Genomic DNA, 16655 nt, shown 5'->3' on the forward strand with positions numbered 1-16655 from the left:
ACAAAAAAATCGGCCGAATAGCCGATTTTTTATTGCGCCGATGCCAGTTCGCTTTGGATTCGCATCAAAAATGCCTCCATAATATGCGCCATATCGCGATAGGCGACATTTAATTGGACGCGGTACATATTGCCCGTGCCGTCGATGCCGTCTCTTTCTTTTTCCAGATCGTTTAAGATCTTCTTCAGATCCACATGGGTATCCTGACTGCGGATCACGTGGATCTGAGCCTCGCTGCCGTTGGGAATGCCGTAAATCTGTACGGTGCGGGGTTTTCTTTGGATGGCGCCGGTCAAATTTTTGAAGTTCTTAAAATTGATGTTTTCGAGGGTCAGATAGATATAGCCGTAGCCGTTGATGCTCCGGCGGCGGTCCATAAATTCCTGTACCTGCTCCAGTCCGAGGCGGGATTCCAGTTCCTGTTTTTCCTGCTTTAGGGTGTCGATCTGTCCCTGTAATTTTTTGACCGCCTGCCAAATGCCGGCGGGGGCGTCTTCCTTAAGATATAAGGACAGATTGTTTTTCAGGTAGCGATGCTTCCGATAGTCCTCGAGCGCTTCCGCGCCGCAGAGGAAATAGAGGCGAATGCCGTCTTCGGTTTTTTCGGCATCGGTGATCGCAAAGAGCGCCAACTCGCCGGTGGCGCTCGGTGCGGGGGCATAGGAGACTGCGGATTCTACGCCCGAGACCGAGAGCTTTCCGTCTTTTTCTACTACGGGCAGATTCGATTCGATCAGGTGATTGACCAGGTTTTCCAGCTTTTCCAAGGTCATAAAGCCCACATCTTGGGTATCAACCAGAAGATAGCATTTGTCTTCGGTTTCGGCGCCCAGCACGTCCGCGTGCAGCAGCGTCGCCGCCGCATCGGCAAAGAGGATGCGTGCCAAATTGTTCTGCATATTCTGCAGTCTGCGGGACCAATCTATGGACAAAGTTCCCGTCTCGCCGGCGGAGATGTCCTTTATGCGGTATTGAATCCTGCCGTTTTCATCGACGGAGTACGAGATGGGTTTATCGTTATAATAGGCGAGATCGCCGCGGGTATAGCCCTCCACCGGGGGTTGAACGATGCTGTCTTCCAGTAAAAAGTGCTCATATCCCTTGCTATGTACCGTCGGGGGGATGGTGATTTCCATCTTCTTCCGATAGGGATCGGTCATATATAATGCCATAGATGCCTCCTTCGCAGTTTTCCTCTATTTTAACACAAATACTCGGTTTAGGAGAGTGTAGCCGTGAAACGACCGTGGTTTCTCCTGTGTTCGGCGTTCGCCGCGGGATGCCTTCTCGCCGATTGCGTCTCGAGCGATCTGTTCTTTTTAATTTTTCTGTTTGCCGTCGGCGGCGCCGCCTTATGTAGGCGGGGCGGGCTTGTTTTGGGTGCGCTTTTGATGGCGGCGTCGTTTGCGTGGTGTATGCACGAGACGGCATCGGTTACAGCGGGGCCGTATCGGTTTGCGGCGCGGGGACGGGTGGTGAAGAGCGAGGCGCATTACTATGATCTTTCGGCGGGGATCGGCAAGAGGACACGGGTGCTGTCGGAATCCATGCCGCCGGCGGGGACGGAGATGGTCGTGCGGGGACCGGTGCGCTATCCCGAGCGACCAAAAAACCCCGGGCAGCCGGACGATGTGCGCTACGCCCTCTCCCGCGGCATAGTGCGTACGATACGGCCGGTGGCGGAAGAGACGCTTTCTAAAGCGGAAACAGATCCGCCGGGATCTCTATTGGCGGGGCGCGAATCGCTCGTGCGGCGACTGCGGGGCGTCTTCGATCGGCATTTGCCGCCGCGGGATGCCGATGTGCTTTCTGCCATGGTGTTGGGTACCCGCGCGGAGGCGAAGAGCACGGACAGTTTGCGAACGCTGGATCTGGTACATATCCTCTCGGTGTCGGGGCTGCATATCGGCGTGTGGATCCTGCTTTGGGAGAAGGTGCTCCGCCGCCTCACCGCACCCGTCGCCTTTCGCGTACTCTGGATCCATCTGTTTTTGGCGGCCTATCTCTTTCTCGCAGACTTTCCCGTGGGCGGCATGCGGATTTGGGCGATGGTCCTCTTTCGCGATCTCGCCCGGGCAAAGAATGTGCCGGCGGATCCGATGTATGCGCTCTTTTTCAGCGCCGGCGTATTTTTGCTGTGCAATCCCTTTTACATATTCCATAGGGGCTTTTTGTTCAGTTTCTTTTCCGTATACGGTCTGTTTTTTCTGTACCCGAAACTCCGACCGCTGCTTCCCACCGGCGGCGTCCTACGCGACGGACTCGTCGCCTCTGTCTCGGTAACGGCACTGATCGCACCGCTGTTGCTTGAGACCGCCGGCGGCATCTCGTGGGCGGGTATTCTCGCCAATGTCGTGGTATTGCCCGCGGCATCGATCGTTTTGATCGGCGGCATACTGTTGCTTGGATTTGCGGCGATCGCACCGCCCCTCGCTTTGGGGACGGCATTTTTCCTGCACCTCGTGCTGAGCGCGCTGTTCGGCTTTACCGATGCGATCGCTATGCTTTCCTCGAGCTGGGTGCTCCCCGCTTTTTCGCTTCCGGAAAGCGCGGCGTATATCGCGGCGATCCATGCGGCGGTGCTCTTTCCGTGGCGCCGGCTTACGCAACGGGCGGGGCGGGTGCTCATTCTGCAGGCGGTGGGGGTCGCATTTGCGGCACTCAGTACAACCTATATCCTGTCGCCGCCGCTTACGATCACCCAGCTCTACGTCGGCCAGGGCGACTGCGCCTTTGTGCGTAGCGGGGATTTTTGCGCGCTGATCGACACCAGCGGAAGCGCGGGTGCGAACGATCCGGCGCGGCGCTATGTGCTGCCGTTTCTTAGAAACCAAGGCGTAGGGCGCCTCGATGCGGTGGTTCTTTCTCACCACGATATGGACCATGCACAAGGCATATTCTCTATAAAAGATGCGGTGCCGATCGATGCCGTATATGGGCCGGCAGCGGATGGAAACGACGCGTTGTTTCGAGAAATCGAGCGCGTAGCGGGTCGCGTGCACACGGCGCCGGGTATGTATAAAGCGGGGCAGGGTCGAATTCTGCTCTACCCGTCGGTGGGGCGGGGCGATAACGCCGCATCCATGGTGGCGGAGGTATTTTACGGCGAGAATGCCGCGCTTTTTATGGGCGATCTTCCCCAAAGAGAAGAGGAGATTCTGTTTCAAAGGCCCGGCAAGCGCGGGATCGTAAAGCTCGGCCACCACGGTTCCCGCACATCGACCGGGGAAGCGTTCCTGATAAACACTCGGCCCGATTTGGCATTGATCTCGGCGGGAAAAGACAATCCTTACGGCCATCCCCACGAAGAAGTGTTGGAACGCCTGAAAGAGCATAGAATTCCCTATAAAAAGACCGAGGACGGGGCGGTGCGCATGGATTTTTACGGCGATAGCATCGCGGTCGATGCCTTTCGCACGACGCGGATTTCTATGGCGCGCGGTATGATTTTTTTCCTCTTCATGGTACTCTGTATAGGCATCGTCCGAATGGGCGCCGAATATTGTAAGAAAAGAGAAGAGATATGGACACAATGGACTATAAGGGGGCCTATCTCCTCCACGGGCCGGAAAAATACGGTATGGAGGAGCGGCGCCGAAAAATAGAAGAAAAATATATCGACGCGGCCATGCGGGATTTGAACTACGACGTGGCGGCCCCCGTCGCAGAGGAGATTATCGCTAAGGCGAACACCCTGCCTTTTATGAGCGAAAAGCGCATGGTGGTGGTAAAAGATAGCGGCGTGCTCGCCGGGGCACCGGACATCGACGCGTTTTTGGAGGCGGTCTTCGAGATTCCCGATTCTACGATCCTCCTCCTCTTAGAGGGGGAGACGGCGATTCGGAAGAATCAAAAGCTCTACACCCGCTTCAAAAAACGCGACCGCCTAATCGCCATGGAGCGGCCGAAGGGCCGGCAACTCAGAAACTATATCGCTTCGTACTTGGCCGGCTACGGCCGAAAAATTCGCCCGGAGGTTATGGAGCGTTTTATCCGCCAGTCGGGTTACGAAGAGCGTCGTTACGAGGGCGATTTGCGAGAATTGGTCAATACCTTGGATCAGATTGTCAGCATTTCCGGCAAAGAGGTGACGGCGGAAGCCGTAGACAGCTTTATGGTGCTCTTTTCGGTCGAGACCATATTCGATCTATTGGATGCCGTCGCCAAAAAGGATGCCCCGCGTATGCTCCGCCTACTCGACGAATTCGAGGCGAAAGAAGAGCCGGCGCCCCGCATCCTCTATATGATCGCGCGGCAGACGGGCAATTTTTTGTTCTATAAGTATATGCGCGCCACCGGTCTGAACGATGCGGAAGTGTTTCGCTATATGGGCGTAAAGCCCTATGAGGGAAAAAAGATCGCCGCCAACAGCCGCGGCCTTTCCGAAGCACAGCTCAAGCGACATTATGCGCTGATTCTCTCGGCGGAGCGGAAGATGAAGACCTCTTCGGGATCCGATCGCGCGGTGATGGAAGGTTTGCTCTTGGATATGCTTCGAGTATAGAGGCATAAAAAAACCCGATCCGTCGCGGATCGGGTCATTTTTTAGTTGGCCATGCCGAGTTTTTTGGACAGGCGGCTCATTTTGCGCGCCGCTGCGTTCTTATGGATAATGTTCTTAGAAGCGGCCTTCTTCATCTTCTTGTCGACAGTGCGGAGGAGTTCTCTCGCTTCGTCGACATTGCCGTTTTCAAGAGCATCTTCAAACTTGCGGATGGAAGTCTTGATACCGGTTTTAATGGTTTTGTTGCGCAAGGTTTGCTTTTTCGTAACGTCAATTCGCTTAATCGCGGACTTGATATTTGCCATGGTTCACCTCCGACTGTGAAATTATCCCTACGGACCTTAACTTGTAAAATTTTACCACAGCCCCTTTGAATTTGCAAGAACACAGTGGCTTTCGCGAGATTTTTGCTGCATCTGTGGGAAATCGGGATTTTATGATAAAATGAATAGTCAGATTAAGAAAGGGGAAATGGTTTGAAACGTGAAGAAAAGTCGCAGTCGTTCGCCATGGAAGCGATAAAACTGGTCGTAACCGCCATTGTATTGGCCTTACTCATTCGTACATTTATCTTTAATACCACCATGGTGATCGGCCAGAGCATGGAGCCGACATTGCACCAAAACGAGCGGTTGATATGTTTGGTATTCCCGAACTACTACTCCGACCCCGCCCGGGGCGAAGTGGTGATTATCGACGCGCCGGACGGCTCCGGCAAGGAATACGTAAAGCGCGTAATCGGCTTGCCCGGGGACACGGTCTCGATCGAAGGCGGAAAAGTCCTCGTCAACGGCGTGGCCCTCAAAGAGCCGTATATCCATCCCGGTATCGAGACGGAGATCTATCGGGAGAGCAGCTGGCGTTTGGGAGAAGGGGAATTTTTCGTCTTGGGAGACAATCGACAACCGGGCATGTCCGTCGATAGCCGCTATTTCGGACCGGTTCAGAAAGAACATATCCGTTCGCGCGCTGCGCTCCGCTACTACCCCTTTCAGAAATTTGCGTTATTTCGCTCCGGTGGAACGGAATAAGGAGGATCGATGACAGACAGACAGACATTTATTCGAAACTTTTCTATTATCGCGCATATCGACCACGGAAAGAGCACCTTGGCGGATCGCTTGATCGAAAAGACGGGGATGCTCACCGAACGGGAGATGGACACCCAGGTGCTGGATTCCATGGCGCTGGAACGAGAGCGGGGCATTACCATTAAACTCAAGGCGGTGCGCCTGATTCACCAAAGCGCCGACGGCGACGAGTATATCTTCAATTTGATCGATACGCCCGGCCACGTCGACTTTAACTACGAAGTCTCGCGTTCCCTTGCGGCGTGTGAAGGGGCATTGTTGGTGGTCGACTCTACCCAGGGCGTGGAGGCGCAAACCCTCGCCAATGTGTACTTAGCCTTGGATCAGGATCTCGAGTTGGTGCCGGTCATCAACAAGATCGACCTGCCCTCGGCCCGCACCGACGAAGTGAAACAAGAAATCGAAGACATTATCGGGCTCGACGCCGAAGAAGCGCCCCTGATCAGCGCCAAAAAAGGCATCGGCATCGACGAAGTTCTAGACGCCATTATCCGCGAAGTGCCTGCCCCCACCGGCGATGCGAAGGCGCCGCTTAAGGCCTTGATCTTCGATTCCTTCTACGACGCCTACCGGGGCGTGGTCTGCTATGTGCGCATCTTCGACGGCACCGTAAAGGCCGGCGATGCGATCAAGATGTGGGCGACCCAAAAGGAATTCGAGGTCGTGGAGGTCGGCGTAAATGCCAACGGCCACATTCCGCTGGAGAAGCTCTCGGCCGGGGACGTCGGCTATATCACCGCGAGCATTAAAAATGTAAAAGAGGCGCGGGTCGGCGATACCATTTTCGACCCCGCCAACCCGCCGGCGGAAGCGCTGCCCGGCTACAAAAAAGTGGTGCCCATGGTGTATTCGGGAATCTACCCCGCGGAAGGGGAGTCCTATACCGACGTGCGCGACGCCCTGGAAAAACTCCAGGTCAACGACGCAGCGCTGGTATTCGACGCGGAGACTTCCGTCGCCTTGGGCTTCGGGTTCCGCTGCGGGTTCTTGGGGCTCTTGCATATGGAGATTATTCAGGAGCGCCTGGAGCGCGAATTCGACCTGGACATCATCACCACGGCGCCGTCGGTTATCTACCGCGTCTATACCGTAGAGGGAGAGATGCTCGAGATCCAAAATCCGTCGAATCTGCCGGATCCTACCGAGATCGAATATATGGAAGAACCCTTTGTGCGGGCGGAGATTATGTCGCCCACCGACTATGTAGGCACAATTATGGAGCTCTGCCAGGATCGACGGGGGCGCTATATCAGCATGGATTATCTGGAGGAAACGCGGGTAACTATCACCTACGAACTTCCTTTGAACGAAGTCATCTACGATTTCTTCGACGCGCTGAAGAGCCGAACCCGGGGCTATGCTTCCTACGACTACGAGCTGATCGGCTACGAACAGGGCGATTTGGTCAAGATGGACATCCTGATCAATGGCGAATTGGTCGATGCCTTTTCTTTGATCGTGCACCGGGAGAAGGCGTACGAGCGCGGCAGAAAAATCTGCGAGCGCCTCACCGGCGTCATTCCCCGGCATCAATTCGCCGTGCCGATTCAAGCGGCCATCGGCTCCAAGATCATCGCCAGAGAGACCATTCGCGCCGTGCGCAAGGACGTCCTGGCGAAGTGCTACGGGGGAGACATTTCCCGAAAGCGCAAACTGTTGGAAAAGCAAAAGGAAGGAAAAAAGAGAATGCGCTCTATCGGAAACGTAGAAGTGCCTCAGGAAGCCTTCCTCGCGGTATTGAAATACGACGAAGACCAATAAGACGAGCGGATCCTCAGGGTCCGCTTTTTTCATAGGAGAAAACAGTATGCAACCACTGTCCGTATACATTCACATTCCCTTTTGTGCCGCCAAATGCGGCTATTGTGACTTTTATTCCCACCGGCCCCGAGAAGGGGAGGCGGATCGCTATATTCGCGCCCTCAAAAACGAGATTGCGCTCTATCGAAATCTCTTGGACGCGCGGGGCATCTACACGGTCTATATCGGCGGGGGAACGCCGTCGCTATTGGGCACGGATCGACTGCTCGCGGTTTTGGGCGCACTTATGCCGCAAATGGCCGATGCGAAGGAGATAACAATAGAAGGAAATCCCGAAAGTATGCTCGATTTAGATATATCGACGCTGATCGATGCCGGCGTAAATCGCTTCAGCATGGGCGTACAGAGTGCAAGCGACGCGCTTCTTACCCGCATGGGACGCATTCACGACGCCGAGACGGCGATGCGCGCCTTTCGCCACCTAAGGAGCGGGGGCGCCGACAATATCAATCTCGATTTTATCTCCTCGGTGCCGGGGGAGAATGCCGCCGATGTAGAAGCGTCTCTCGCGATGATTCGTGCGCTTCAACCCGAACACGTAAGCCTCTATAGCCTGATTTTGGAAGAAGGCACGCCCTTTTACGAACGGTATTTTGACAGCAGGGATTCGGCCTCCGAAGAACGTGACCGCCTTCATGTGCATGCCTACGCCCGCGGCCTTTCGGAGATGGGCTATGGGCAATACGAAATCTCGAATTTTGCAAAGCCTGGGCGCGAATGCCGCCACAATCTGCACTACTGGGATCTGGGCGAGTATATCGGCATCGGCGCCGCCGCCTGCGGAAATCTGGGGGATACGCGCTATGGCAATCATCGATCGATGCGTGCCTACTTTGCGGCGACAGAGGCGAAAAGATCCCCCAGGGAATATACCGAGCGGCTTAAGCCCATCGATCGGGACAACGAATATATCGTCCTGGGGCTTCGAAAAAACGTGGGAATCGCCTTCGATGCCGTGCTTCCCTCCGGCGCCACATTCGGCGCCGCCTATACAACGGAAATCGAAGAGTTTACGAAAAGCGGACTCCTGCATACACACAAAGGGCGCATCGCCCTTACGGACCGGGGACGGGATCTCGCCAATATCGTCGAGCTGGGATTTTTCCGCCTCGAGGAAGACGCAAAGTAGAGAATTTTAGCAATCGGACTTGACAAGTGCTAATAAGGGACCTATACTATAACTGTAAGCGATTAGCACTCATTCGAATCGAGTGCTAAAAACGATGGGGGAAGGAGCATATGGACCAGAGAAAGACGGACATCTTAAATATCATCATCGAGTCCTATATCGGCTCTCCCGTACCCGTCGGCAGCGGTACCATCTCCAAGGAATCCGACCTCAAGATCTCGTCGGCCACCATCCGAAACGAGATGAGCGATTTGGAAGAGATGGGCTTTTTGACGAAGCCCCATACCTCTGCCGGCCGTATTCCTTCGGAAAACGCTTATAGATTTTATGTCGACGAATGGATTTCCGAGATCGGCCATTCCGACGCCCTCGTGGGCCTCTTTCGAGAGGCCATGCCGCCGTCTCTGTTGGGGACGGAGGAATTTTACGAATCGGCGATCGGTGCATTGGCGGATCATACAAAAAGCATCGCATTTATGCTGATGCCCAAGCGGGGCGATCGGACCATAAAATATATGGATCTGATCCCGGTTTCGGAACACCTCGTCATGTTGCTCGTGGTGGGGGACCGAGGCGTGGTCGTTAAGCGACTGCTCCCGGTGGAGTTTCCCGCCGACGAAGAAGAGCTTCGTTATATTCGCGAGGTGTTATCCCGAGCCTTTGTAGGCATTTCTTTTACGGAATTCGACGGCGTGAAATTCGTCTTATCGGGCGGGCTGATCCGCTATGAAGACTTTGTCCTTCGGGTGACGGAGGTACTCTCTCGGGTCGCTTCGGCGGTCGAAGAAGTAGAGGTCATCACCGGCGGCATCAGCAATCTGTTCCGCTATGAGGAATTTCGCGATTCCTTCAAAATCCGATCCCTGTTGGAGTATTTGGGAGAGAAGAGAAATCTCTTGCGGCTTGCGGCGAATATGCCCGACACGCCGAGGATACAATTCATCATCGGCTCCGAAAACAGCGACGAAATCATGCGAGAGTATAGCGTCTCGGGGCAGAGCTATCCCATAAACGACTCTGATTTTGCAAAGGTGGGATTGATCGGTCCTTTGCGTATGAACTATAAAAAATCGGCAGAGGCGCTGGGCGCTTTTACCCAAGCTTTATCCGAGAGACTTTGGAAAGAACGTTGAGGTGGAATGTGGTAGTGGAAAATAACGAACAAAAACCCGTAAATCCGGACGAGACCCCCGAAGAGGAGCGCCGTCCGGAAGAAGAAGCACAGCGGGAAGAGGACTCCCGCGAAGCGGAGGTCGAACAGATCGAAAAGGAAAAATACGACGAGCTGGAAGACCGCTATATTCGCCTTCAGGCGGATTACAGCAACTTCCGGCGCCGCAGCACCGAACAAAGCGTTCGGCTCCGCGAAATGGGCATGGAAAAACTCGCCCTGGACATCCTGCCGGTGCTCGACAATTTTGAACGGGCGCTGGAGACGGAAGACGTGGGCGATGAAAAGTTTTACGAAGGCATGGCAATGATCGCCGACCAGTTCCGAAAAGAACTGGAGAAAAACGAGATCGTTGAGATCGACGCGTTGCATGCGCCCTTCGACCCCAATCTGCACCACGCCGTTATGCTCGAAGAAAAGGAGGGCGTGGAACCCGACGTGGTCGTGGAGGTGCTCCAAAAGGGGTATACCCTCAAAGAACGTGTCATCCGACCGGCCATGGTCAAGGTCTCGAAATAAGCATAGAGTAAGCGCAACTATATATATTCAGGAGGAAACAGAATGGCAAAAATTATCGGTATCGACTTAGGAACCACCAACTCCGCAGTGGCGGTAATGGAAGGTGGACAGTCCACGATCATCCCCAATATCGAAGGAAACCGTACGACCCCTTCGATCGTGGCATTTACCAAGGACGGCGAAAGATTGGTAGGGGAAACGGCAAAGCGGCAAGCCATCACCAACCCCGACAGAACCATCGCATCCATTAAGCGCCACATGGGTACGGACCACAAGGTCACCATCGACGGCAAGGATTACTCGCCCCAGGAAATCTCCGCGATGATCCTGCAAAAGCTGAAATCCGACGCCGAAAGCTATCTCGGTGAAACCATCACCGAAGCGGTTATCACCGTACCGGCATACTTTACCGACTCCCAAAGACAAGCGACCAAGGACGCCGGACGGATCGCCGGACTGGATGTAAAGAGAATCGTTAACGAGCCCACCGCGGCTGCCCTCGCCTATGGCGAAGACGAAGACGCGGAATCCAGCACGATTATGATCTACGACTTGGGCGGCGGTACCTTCGACGTATCGATCCTCGAACTCTCCGACGGCGTGTTCGAAGTACAGGCCACCCGCGGCAACAACAAACTCGGCGGCGACGACTTCGACGAGCGGATTATCGACTGGATCGCCGATTCCTTTAAGAAGGAAAACGGAGTCGACCTCAAGGCGGACCGCATGAGTATGCAGCGTCTGAAGGAAGCGGCGGAAAAGGCGAAGAAGGAACTCTCCTCGACCATGAGCACCAATATCAACCTTCCCTTTATCACCGCGACCGCCGAAGGACCGCTGCACTTGAACATGGACCTGACCCGTGCGAAGTTCGAAGAGCTCACCGCGGATCTCGTCAAAAAAACCGAAGAGCCCGTACTCTCCGCACTAAAAGACGCGGGCCTCAGCGCATCGGAAATCGACAAAGTCCTCTTGGTCGGCGGTTCTACCCGAATCCCCGCCGTACAGGCACTCGTTAAGAAGCTCACCGGTAAGGATCCCCAAAAGGACATCAACCCCGACGAATGCGTGGCCTTGGGCGCCGCCATCCAAGCGGGCGTATTGAGTGGCGACGTAAAGGACCTCTTGCTCCTCGACGTTACCCCCCTCTCTTTGGGTATCGAAACCATGGGACAGGTAACCACGCGTCTGATCGAACGCAATACCACCATTCCCACCAAGAAGAGCCAAATCTTTACCACCGCTGCCGATAACCAAACCAGCGTAGACATCCACGTACTGCAAGGGGAACGCCAAATGGCGAGCGACAACGTCACCTTGGGTCGTTTCCAACTGGACGGCATTGCGCCGGCACGCCGCGGCGTACCCCAAATCGAAGTCACCTTCGACATCGACGCCAACGGCATCGTAAATGTTTCGGCGAAGGACTTGGGTACCGGCAAGGAACAACACATCACCATCACCTCTTCGTCCAACCTGACGGAAGACGAAATCGAAGAAAAGGTCCGCGAAGCGGAAATCCACGCAGAAGATGACAAGAAGAAGAAGGAATCCATCGAAGTGAAAAACAACGCCGATTCCGTCATCTACGCATCCGAATCCGCATTGAAGGACGTAGAAGGTAAGATTTCCGAAGACGACAAGAAGAAGGTCGAAGCGGCCATCGAAGATCTGAAATCTGTCAAGGACACCGACGACATCGAGGCCATCAAGACCAAGACGGAAGCGCTGCAAACCGCCTTCCAATCCGTTTCGGAAGTTCTCTATCAACAAGCCCAACAAGAAAGCCAAGGAGCCGAAGGACAACAAGCTCCCCAAGACGACGATGTGGTCGATGCCGACTACGAAGTCGTAGACGAAGACGAAGAGTAAGCTATGGGCAAAAAGGGCGCTGCGGTGCCCTTTTTTATTTTGTCGTCTTTTCAAAGCCCGCATTTTGCGATATGATTATCATTTGATCAGAGTGGAAAGAGATGGTGTGTATGAGAGATTTTTACGAAATTCTGGAGATCGAACGGGACGCTTCTATGACAGAAGTGAAAAAAGCGTATCGCAAAAAGGCGAAGCAATATCACCCCGACCTCCATCCCGGCGACGAAGAAGCCGAGCATAAATTTAAGGAAGTGAACCTCGCCTACGAAGTCCTTTCGGACGAGTCGAAGCGACAGACCTATGATCTGTACGGCGAGGACGGCCTGCGCAACGAATATGCCGGCGGCGGTGGTGGATTCGGATTCGGCGATATTTTCGGCGACCTGTTCGACATCTTCGGCGGCGGTTTCGGCGCGAATTTCAGCAGCGGCAATACGGCGAAGGCCCCCAGAGACGGCGGGCATATCCGCTACGACTTGAACCTTACGTTCAAAGAGGCGGTCTTCGGCACCGAAAAGGACATTCAGATCCGGCGGACCGAAACCTGTTCCCGCTGCGGTGGCACCGGTGCCGAGGAAGGAACCGACATCCATACCTGCGACAAATGCGGCGGCAGCGGCCAAGTGCGCGAAGGCACCAATTCCGCCTTCGGCCGGTTTGTGCGCGTGGTTCCCTGTGACGAATGCGGCGGTACGGGTAAGATTATCGAAGAACCCTGCAAACACTGTAAGGGCGCGGGCAGAGAGACCATCAACCGCAAGCTCCACATCCGAATCCCCGCCGGGGTCGACGATCGCAGCGTGATCACCATGACCGGCGAAGGACACGCCGGCGAAAACGGCGGACAGCCCGGTACGGTGTACGTCTATCTGCATATCGAAGAGGACGCGATCTTTAAGCGCCTGGGGCAGGATCTCTACGTGGAGATCCCTATCCGCTACGAAGACGCGGTTCTGGGCGGTACGATTCAAGTGCCCACCCTAAAAGAAATCATCGACTACGAGATCCCCGCCGGCACCCAGGGCGGCGAGACCTTCCGCATCGAAGGCGAGGGCGTGCCCTATTTGCGCCGCGAAGGAGCGGGGGATCTCCTGTTTACCGTCAATATCCTGGTACCCAAAAAGATTTCCCGGGAGTATCGGGAACAACTGGAGTCCCTGCGGGCGGTCGCCGGCGGCAAAAAGTCGGAGGACGAAAAGGGATTCTTACAAAAGATTAAGGACTTTTTCGAGTAATGGACTACATTCTATTGGAAATTCAGGGACCCGACGCCGAGGAAGCCACCGCCGCTGCCGTACTCCACGGCGCGGGAATCGACGCCTTCGAGATCATTTCCCGAAACAGCGTGGAAGAACTGAATAGCAGCGAATTTACTTGGGATTTGGTGGACGAGAGCCTGCTCGCGGATGCGCAGGAAGGCTTTACCATCAAAGCGTATTTTGAACGCGGAGACGAAGCGATTGATGCGGTAAAGGCGCGGCTCGATGCGCGCGGCTTTTCGACGCGCATCCTTCCCGTAGAGGCGCGGGATTGGGCCAACGACTGGAAGCGGTATTTTCGCCCCATCGCCGTGGACCGGAGCCTCGTCATCGTGCCGAGCTGGGAAGACTACACGCCCGATGCCGACGAGGCCGTATTGTATATGGATCCGGGCATGGCATTCGGCAGCGGCAATCATGAGACGACGCTCTTTTGCGCCCGCTATCTGCGCCAATACGTGCGAGAAGGGGATCTAGTATTGGACATCGGCACCGGGAGCGGGATCCTTTCCTTGGTCGCCCTAAAGAGCGGCGCGGCGCGCGCCATCGCCGTGGATATGGACCCGCAATCAGTGGCCTCGGCCAAAGAGAACGCCGCAAAAAACCGCCTCGACGACCGAATCGACGTGCGACAAGGCGACCTGTTCGGCGTGGTGGAGGAAGTGGCGGATCTCGTGGTGAGCAATATCTTTGCGGAGATCATTATCGGCATGATCCCCGCACTCACAAAACACATCAAGCCCGGAGGCGTATTTATCGCCTCGGGCATACTCAAGGAAAAGCGAAAGAACGTAGAATCGGCGCTTATAGAATCGGGTTTTGAGATCCTGGATTCCGACGAAAAAGGCGACTGGGTCGCGATTGCGGCGAAAAGAGGAGTGCATTGAGACATTTTTTTGTAAGCGAACGACCGATACCGAAAAAACACGTCGCCCTGTCCTCGGCGGACAGCCGGCATCTCTTGCAGGTGCTCCGGGCGAAGAGCGGCATGGAAATTCAAGTCGCCTACGACGGCAGCTTATACCGGGGACGTCTGGTGGCGATCCGGGGCGACGCCTTTGTCGCCGTAGAAGAAGAGATTCCCATGGAGGGTCCTTTGGCCAGCGTGGTCTTGGTACAGAGCGTGGGCAAAGGCCAAAAGTTGGAAGCCGTCATTAAACACGCGACCGAATGCGGCGTCGATGCCTTCCTGCCCCTGCAGGCAAAGCGGAGTGTGTCGGACCTTACGAAGAAATACGAGTCCAAGCGTATTCGCTACGAAAAAATCGCGCAAGAGGCCGCCAAGCAGTCTAATCGCCGCCACATTCCCGAGATTTTGGACCTGGCGGACATGGAGTCCTTTCTCGCGTGCACTAAAGAAAACGACGAGATCCTCGTATGTTATGAAGAGGAGCGGCAGCAGGACATCCTCGACGTGGAGCTGCGCCTGCAGGGAGATGTGTACGTGGTCGTCGGGCCGGAAGGGGGATTCGATCCGGAGGAAATCGCGCGCTTAAAAGAAGCGAATGCGAAATTTGTGAGCCTCGGAGATACGATTCTCCGCACCGAGACCGCCGGCGTTATCGGGGGCTATATCGCCGCCCGATTGGTAGAAAGGCGGACGCGTTGATGCGTTTCAGCACATATACACTGGGATGTAAAGTCAATCAATACGAGACCGAAGCCGTAGAGGAGATGCTCGAGGCCGCGGGATACATTCGGGATCAAAGCGACGAGGCGGACATCGCCCTTATCAATACCTGTACCGTCACCAATACCAGCGATCAAAAGAGCCGCCAGATCATTCGGCGGCACAAGAGAAAGAGAAAAGATTGCATCGTCGTCGTACTGGGTTGCTACGCCCAAGTCTCCCCCGAAGAAGTGGCCGCCGTCGAAGGGGTGGATCTGGTTTTGGGCACCAAAAACCGGGCGAATCTGCTCGAAGATTTAGAGGCCGTGCGCCGGGGCGAAGGGCCGATCGTCGACGTGGAGGAACACGAACGCACGGATCCCTTCGAAGCCCTGCATGTGGAAGATGCCGAAGCGCGCACCCGCGCCTATATGAAAGTACAGGACGGTTGCAATCGCTATTGCAGCTATTGCATCATTCCCTATGCCCGCGGGTTTATCCGTTCCCGCGCCATTGATGACGCCGTAAAGGAAGCGCGGCGTCTCGCGCAAAACGGCTTTCGCGAAGTGGTGCTTACGGGAATCCACATCGGCAGTTATGGCAAGGATCTCGACGAAGCGGTCGAACTCATCGATCTGATCGAGGCGATCGGCGCCGTCGATGGGATTCTGCGCATACGCCTCTCGTCGGTGGAGCCGATGACGATTACGGACGAATTTCTGCAGCGCGTACAAAAGATTCCGAGCTTTATGCCGCACTTTCACCTCTCGTTGCAGAGCGGTTCTAAAAAAGTGCTCGAAGAGATGAATCGAAAATACACCCCGGCGGAATACAAAGAAACGGTAGAAAATATACGCCGCTACTTTCCCGACGCCGGCATAACGACCGATGTGATCGCGGGCTTTCCCGGCGAGACGGAAGAAGAATTCGAAGAGGGCCTCGCCTTTGTCCGAGACATCGGATTTTCGGACCTCCACGTGTTTCCCTATAGTATGCGGAAAAACACGCCGGCGGCAAAGCGAGAGGATCAAATTCCCAAGGCGATTAAAAATCGGCGCGCGCAGCGTCTGATCGAAGCCGGTAAAGAAATGCACAAAAAGTTCGCCGAATCCATGGTCGGCAGACGCTTCTCTGTTCTTTTTGAGGAAGAAAAAGACGGAAAGTACTACGGCTTTACGCCGAACTACCTGCGGGTTTTCGTCGAGAGCGACGAAGATCTTCATAACGCCGTGCGATGTGTTACAATACAGGGTATAAGGGAAGAGGAAATCATCGCTGTACTCGGAAAGGAGTGACCATGGACTGTTTGTTCTGTAAGATCGCGGCGGGAGAAATTCCGTCCGATTGCATCTACGAAGACGAGAAGATCTTTGCCTTTCGGGATATCGACCCCCAAGCGCCCGTACATTTTCTCGTCATCCCGAAAGTGCATATCGAATCGCTGGATGCCCTAAAGGATTCCGACGCCGGGCTGATCGGCCATATCTTTACGACCATTCGCGACCTGGCGAAAAAAGAAGGCCTCACCGGCGGCTACCGCGTCGTCAACAATATCGGAAAGGACGGCGGGCAGTCGGTCGCACACCTGCACTTTCACGTTCTCGGCGGCAGAAGCCTGCAATGGCCACCGGGTTAAATCTTTGAAAACTCTTTGCCGTTATTGAATTCACCTCCCGAATC

15 protein-coding genes are annotated in these 16655 nt (G+C 55.0%); 13 read left to right on the plus strand and 2 right to left on the minus strand.

Translation table 11 applies throughout. The features are described 5' to 3' along the window. Positions 1 to 29 precede the first annotated feature (29 nt). Entirely contained in the window at positions 30 to 1172 is a 1143-nt protein-coding gene (locus EL294_RS02770; RefSeq protein WP_126465028.1) for an alanyl-tRNA editing protein, read from the minus strand. Between the two features lie 63 nt (positions 1173 to 1235). Between EL294_RS02770 and EL294_RS02775 the strand changes: the two genes are divergently transcribed. Then, positions 1236 to 3605 (plus strand): DNA internalization-related competence protein ComEC/Rec2, encoded by a 2370-nt coding sequence (locus tag EL294_RS02775; protein WP_126465030.1) that lies wholly within the window; start codon positions 1236 to 1238, stop codon positions 3603 to 3605. Then, complete coding sequence (holA, locus tag EL294_RS02780) at positions 3524 to 4504, plus strand: DNA polymerase III subunit delta (protein ID WP_126465032.1); 981 nt, start codon at positions 3524 to 3526, stop codon at positions 4502 to 4504. Before EL294_RS02775 ends, holA begins: the two co-directional genes overlap by 82 nt. A 41-nt stretch (positions 4505 to 4545) precedes the next feature. Here the strand turns inward: holA and rpsT are convergent, their stop codons facing one another. Continuing rightward, on the minus strand, positions 4546 to 4809 hold the full coding sequence (gene rpsT / locus EL294_RS02785) for a 30S ribosomal protein S20 (protein ID WP_126465034.1): 264 nt from the start codon (positions 4807 to 4809) through the stop codon (positions 4546 to 4548). Positions 4810 to 4980: 171 nt separating this feature from the next. Here rpsT and lepB point away from each other — a divergent pair, with 171 nt between their 5' ends. From lepB to EL294_RS02840, 11 genes are all read left to right on the plus strand, one after another. Then, complete coding sequence (lepB, locus tag EL294_RS02790) at positions 4981 to 5535, plus strand: signal peptidase I (RefSeq protein ID WP_232006500.1); 555 nt, start codon at positions 4981 to 4983, stop codon at positions 5533 to 5535. A 9-nt stretch (positions 5536 to 5544) separates the two neighbouring features. Then, on the plus strand, positions 5545 to 7356 hold the full coding sequence (gene lepA, locus EL294_RS02795; protein ID WP_126465036.1) for a translation elongation factor 4: 1812 nt from the start codon (positions 5545 to 5547) through the stop codon (positions 7354 to 7356). Between the two features lie 46 nt (positions 7357 to 7402). After that, positions 7403 to 8545: a radical SAM family heme chaperone HemW gene (hemW, locus tag EL294_RS02800; RefSeq protein WP_126465038.1), complete on the plus strand. Its 1143-nt coding sequence runs from the start codon at positions 7403 to 7405 to the stop codon at positions 8543 to 8545. Positions 8546 to 8655: 110 nt separating this feature from the next. Next, positions 8656 to 9678: a heat-inducible transcriptional repressor HrcA gene (hrcA, locus tag EL294_RS02805; RefSeq protein ID WP_126465040.1), complete on the plus strand. Its 1023-nt coding sequence runs from the start codon at positions 8656 to 8658 to the stop codon at positions 9676 to 9678. 14 nt (positions 9679 to 9692) lie between these two features. Further along, positions 9693 to 10235: a nucleotide exchange factor GrpE gene (gene grpE, locus EL294_RS02810; RefSeq protein WP_164715191.1), complete on the plus strand. Its 543-nt coding sequence runs from the start codon at positions 9693 to 9695 to the stop codon at positions 10233 to 10235. Positions 10236 to 10277: 42 nt separating this feature from the next. Further along, the gene (gene dnaK, locus EL294_RS02815; protein WP_126465044.1) at positions 10278 to 12107 is read left to right on the plus strand and encodes a molecular chaperone DnaK; all 1830 of its coding nucleotides are present in this window, start codon (positions 10278 to 10280) and stop codon (positions 12105 to 12107) included. Between the two features lie 110 nt (positions 12108 to 12217). Continuing rightward, positions 12218 to 13342 carry a molecular chaperone DnaJ gene (gene dnaJ, locus EL294_RS02820; RefSeq protein WP_126465046.1) on the plus strand — a complete coding sequence of 375 codons (1125 nt, stop codon included), beginning with the start codon at positions 12218 to 12220 and terminating at the stop codon, positions 13340 to 13342. Further along, positions 13342 to 14253 (plus strand): 50S ribosomal protein L11 methyltransferase, encoded by a 912-nt coding sequence (prmA, locus tag EL294_RS02825; protein WP_126465047.1) that lies wholly within the window; start codon positions 13342 to 13344, stop codon positions 14251 to 14253. The genes dnaJ and prmA overlap by 1 nt, the downstream gene beginning before the upstream one ends. Continuing rightward, a complete protein-coding gene (locus tag EL294_RS02830) occupies positions 14250 to 14975 on the plus strand; it encodes an RsmE family RNA methyltransferase (protein WP_164715192.1) in 726 nt (241 codons plus the stop codon). Before prmA ends, EL294_RS02830 begins: the two co-directional genes overlap by 4 nt. Further along, the gene (gene mtaB, locus EL294_RS02835; protein ID WP_126465051.1) at positions 14975 to 16270 is read left to right on the plus strand and encodes a tRNA (N(6)-L-threonylcarbamoyladenosine(37)-C(2))-methylthiotransferase MtaB; all 1296 of its coding nucleotides are present in this window, start codon (positions 14975 to 14977) and stop codon (positions 16268 to 16270) included. Before EL294_RS02830 ends, mtaB begins: the two co-directional genes overlap by 1 nt. A 2-nt stretch (positions 16271 to 16272) precedes the next feature. Then, a complete protein-coding gene (locus EL294_RS02840) occupies positions 16273 to 16611 on the plus strand; it encodes a histidine triad nucleotide-binding protein (protein WP_126465053.1) in 339 nt (112 codons plus the stop codon). Positions 16612 to 16655 lie beyond the last annotated feature (44 nt).

This window comes from Aedoeadaptatus ivorii (assembly GCF_900638585.1).
GTDB lineage: Bacteria > Bacillota > Clostridia > Tissierellales > Peptoniphilaceae > Aedoeadaptatus > Aedoeadaptatus ivorii.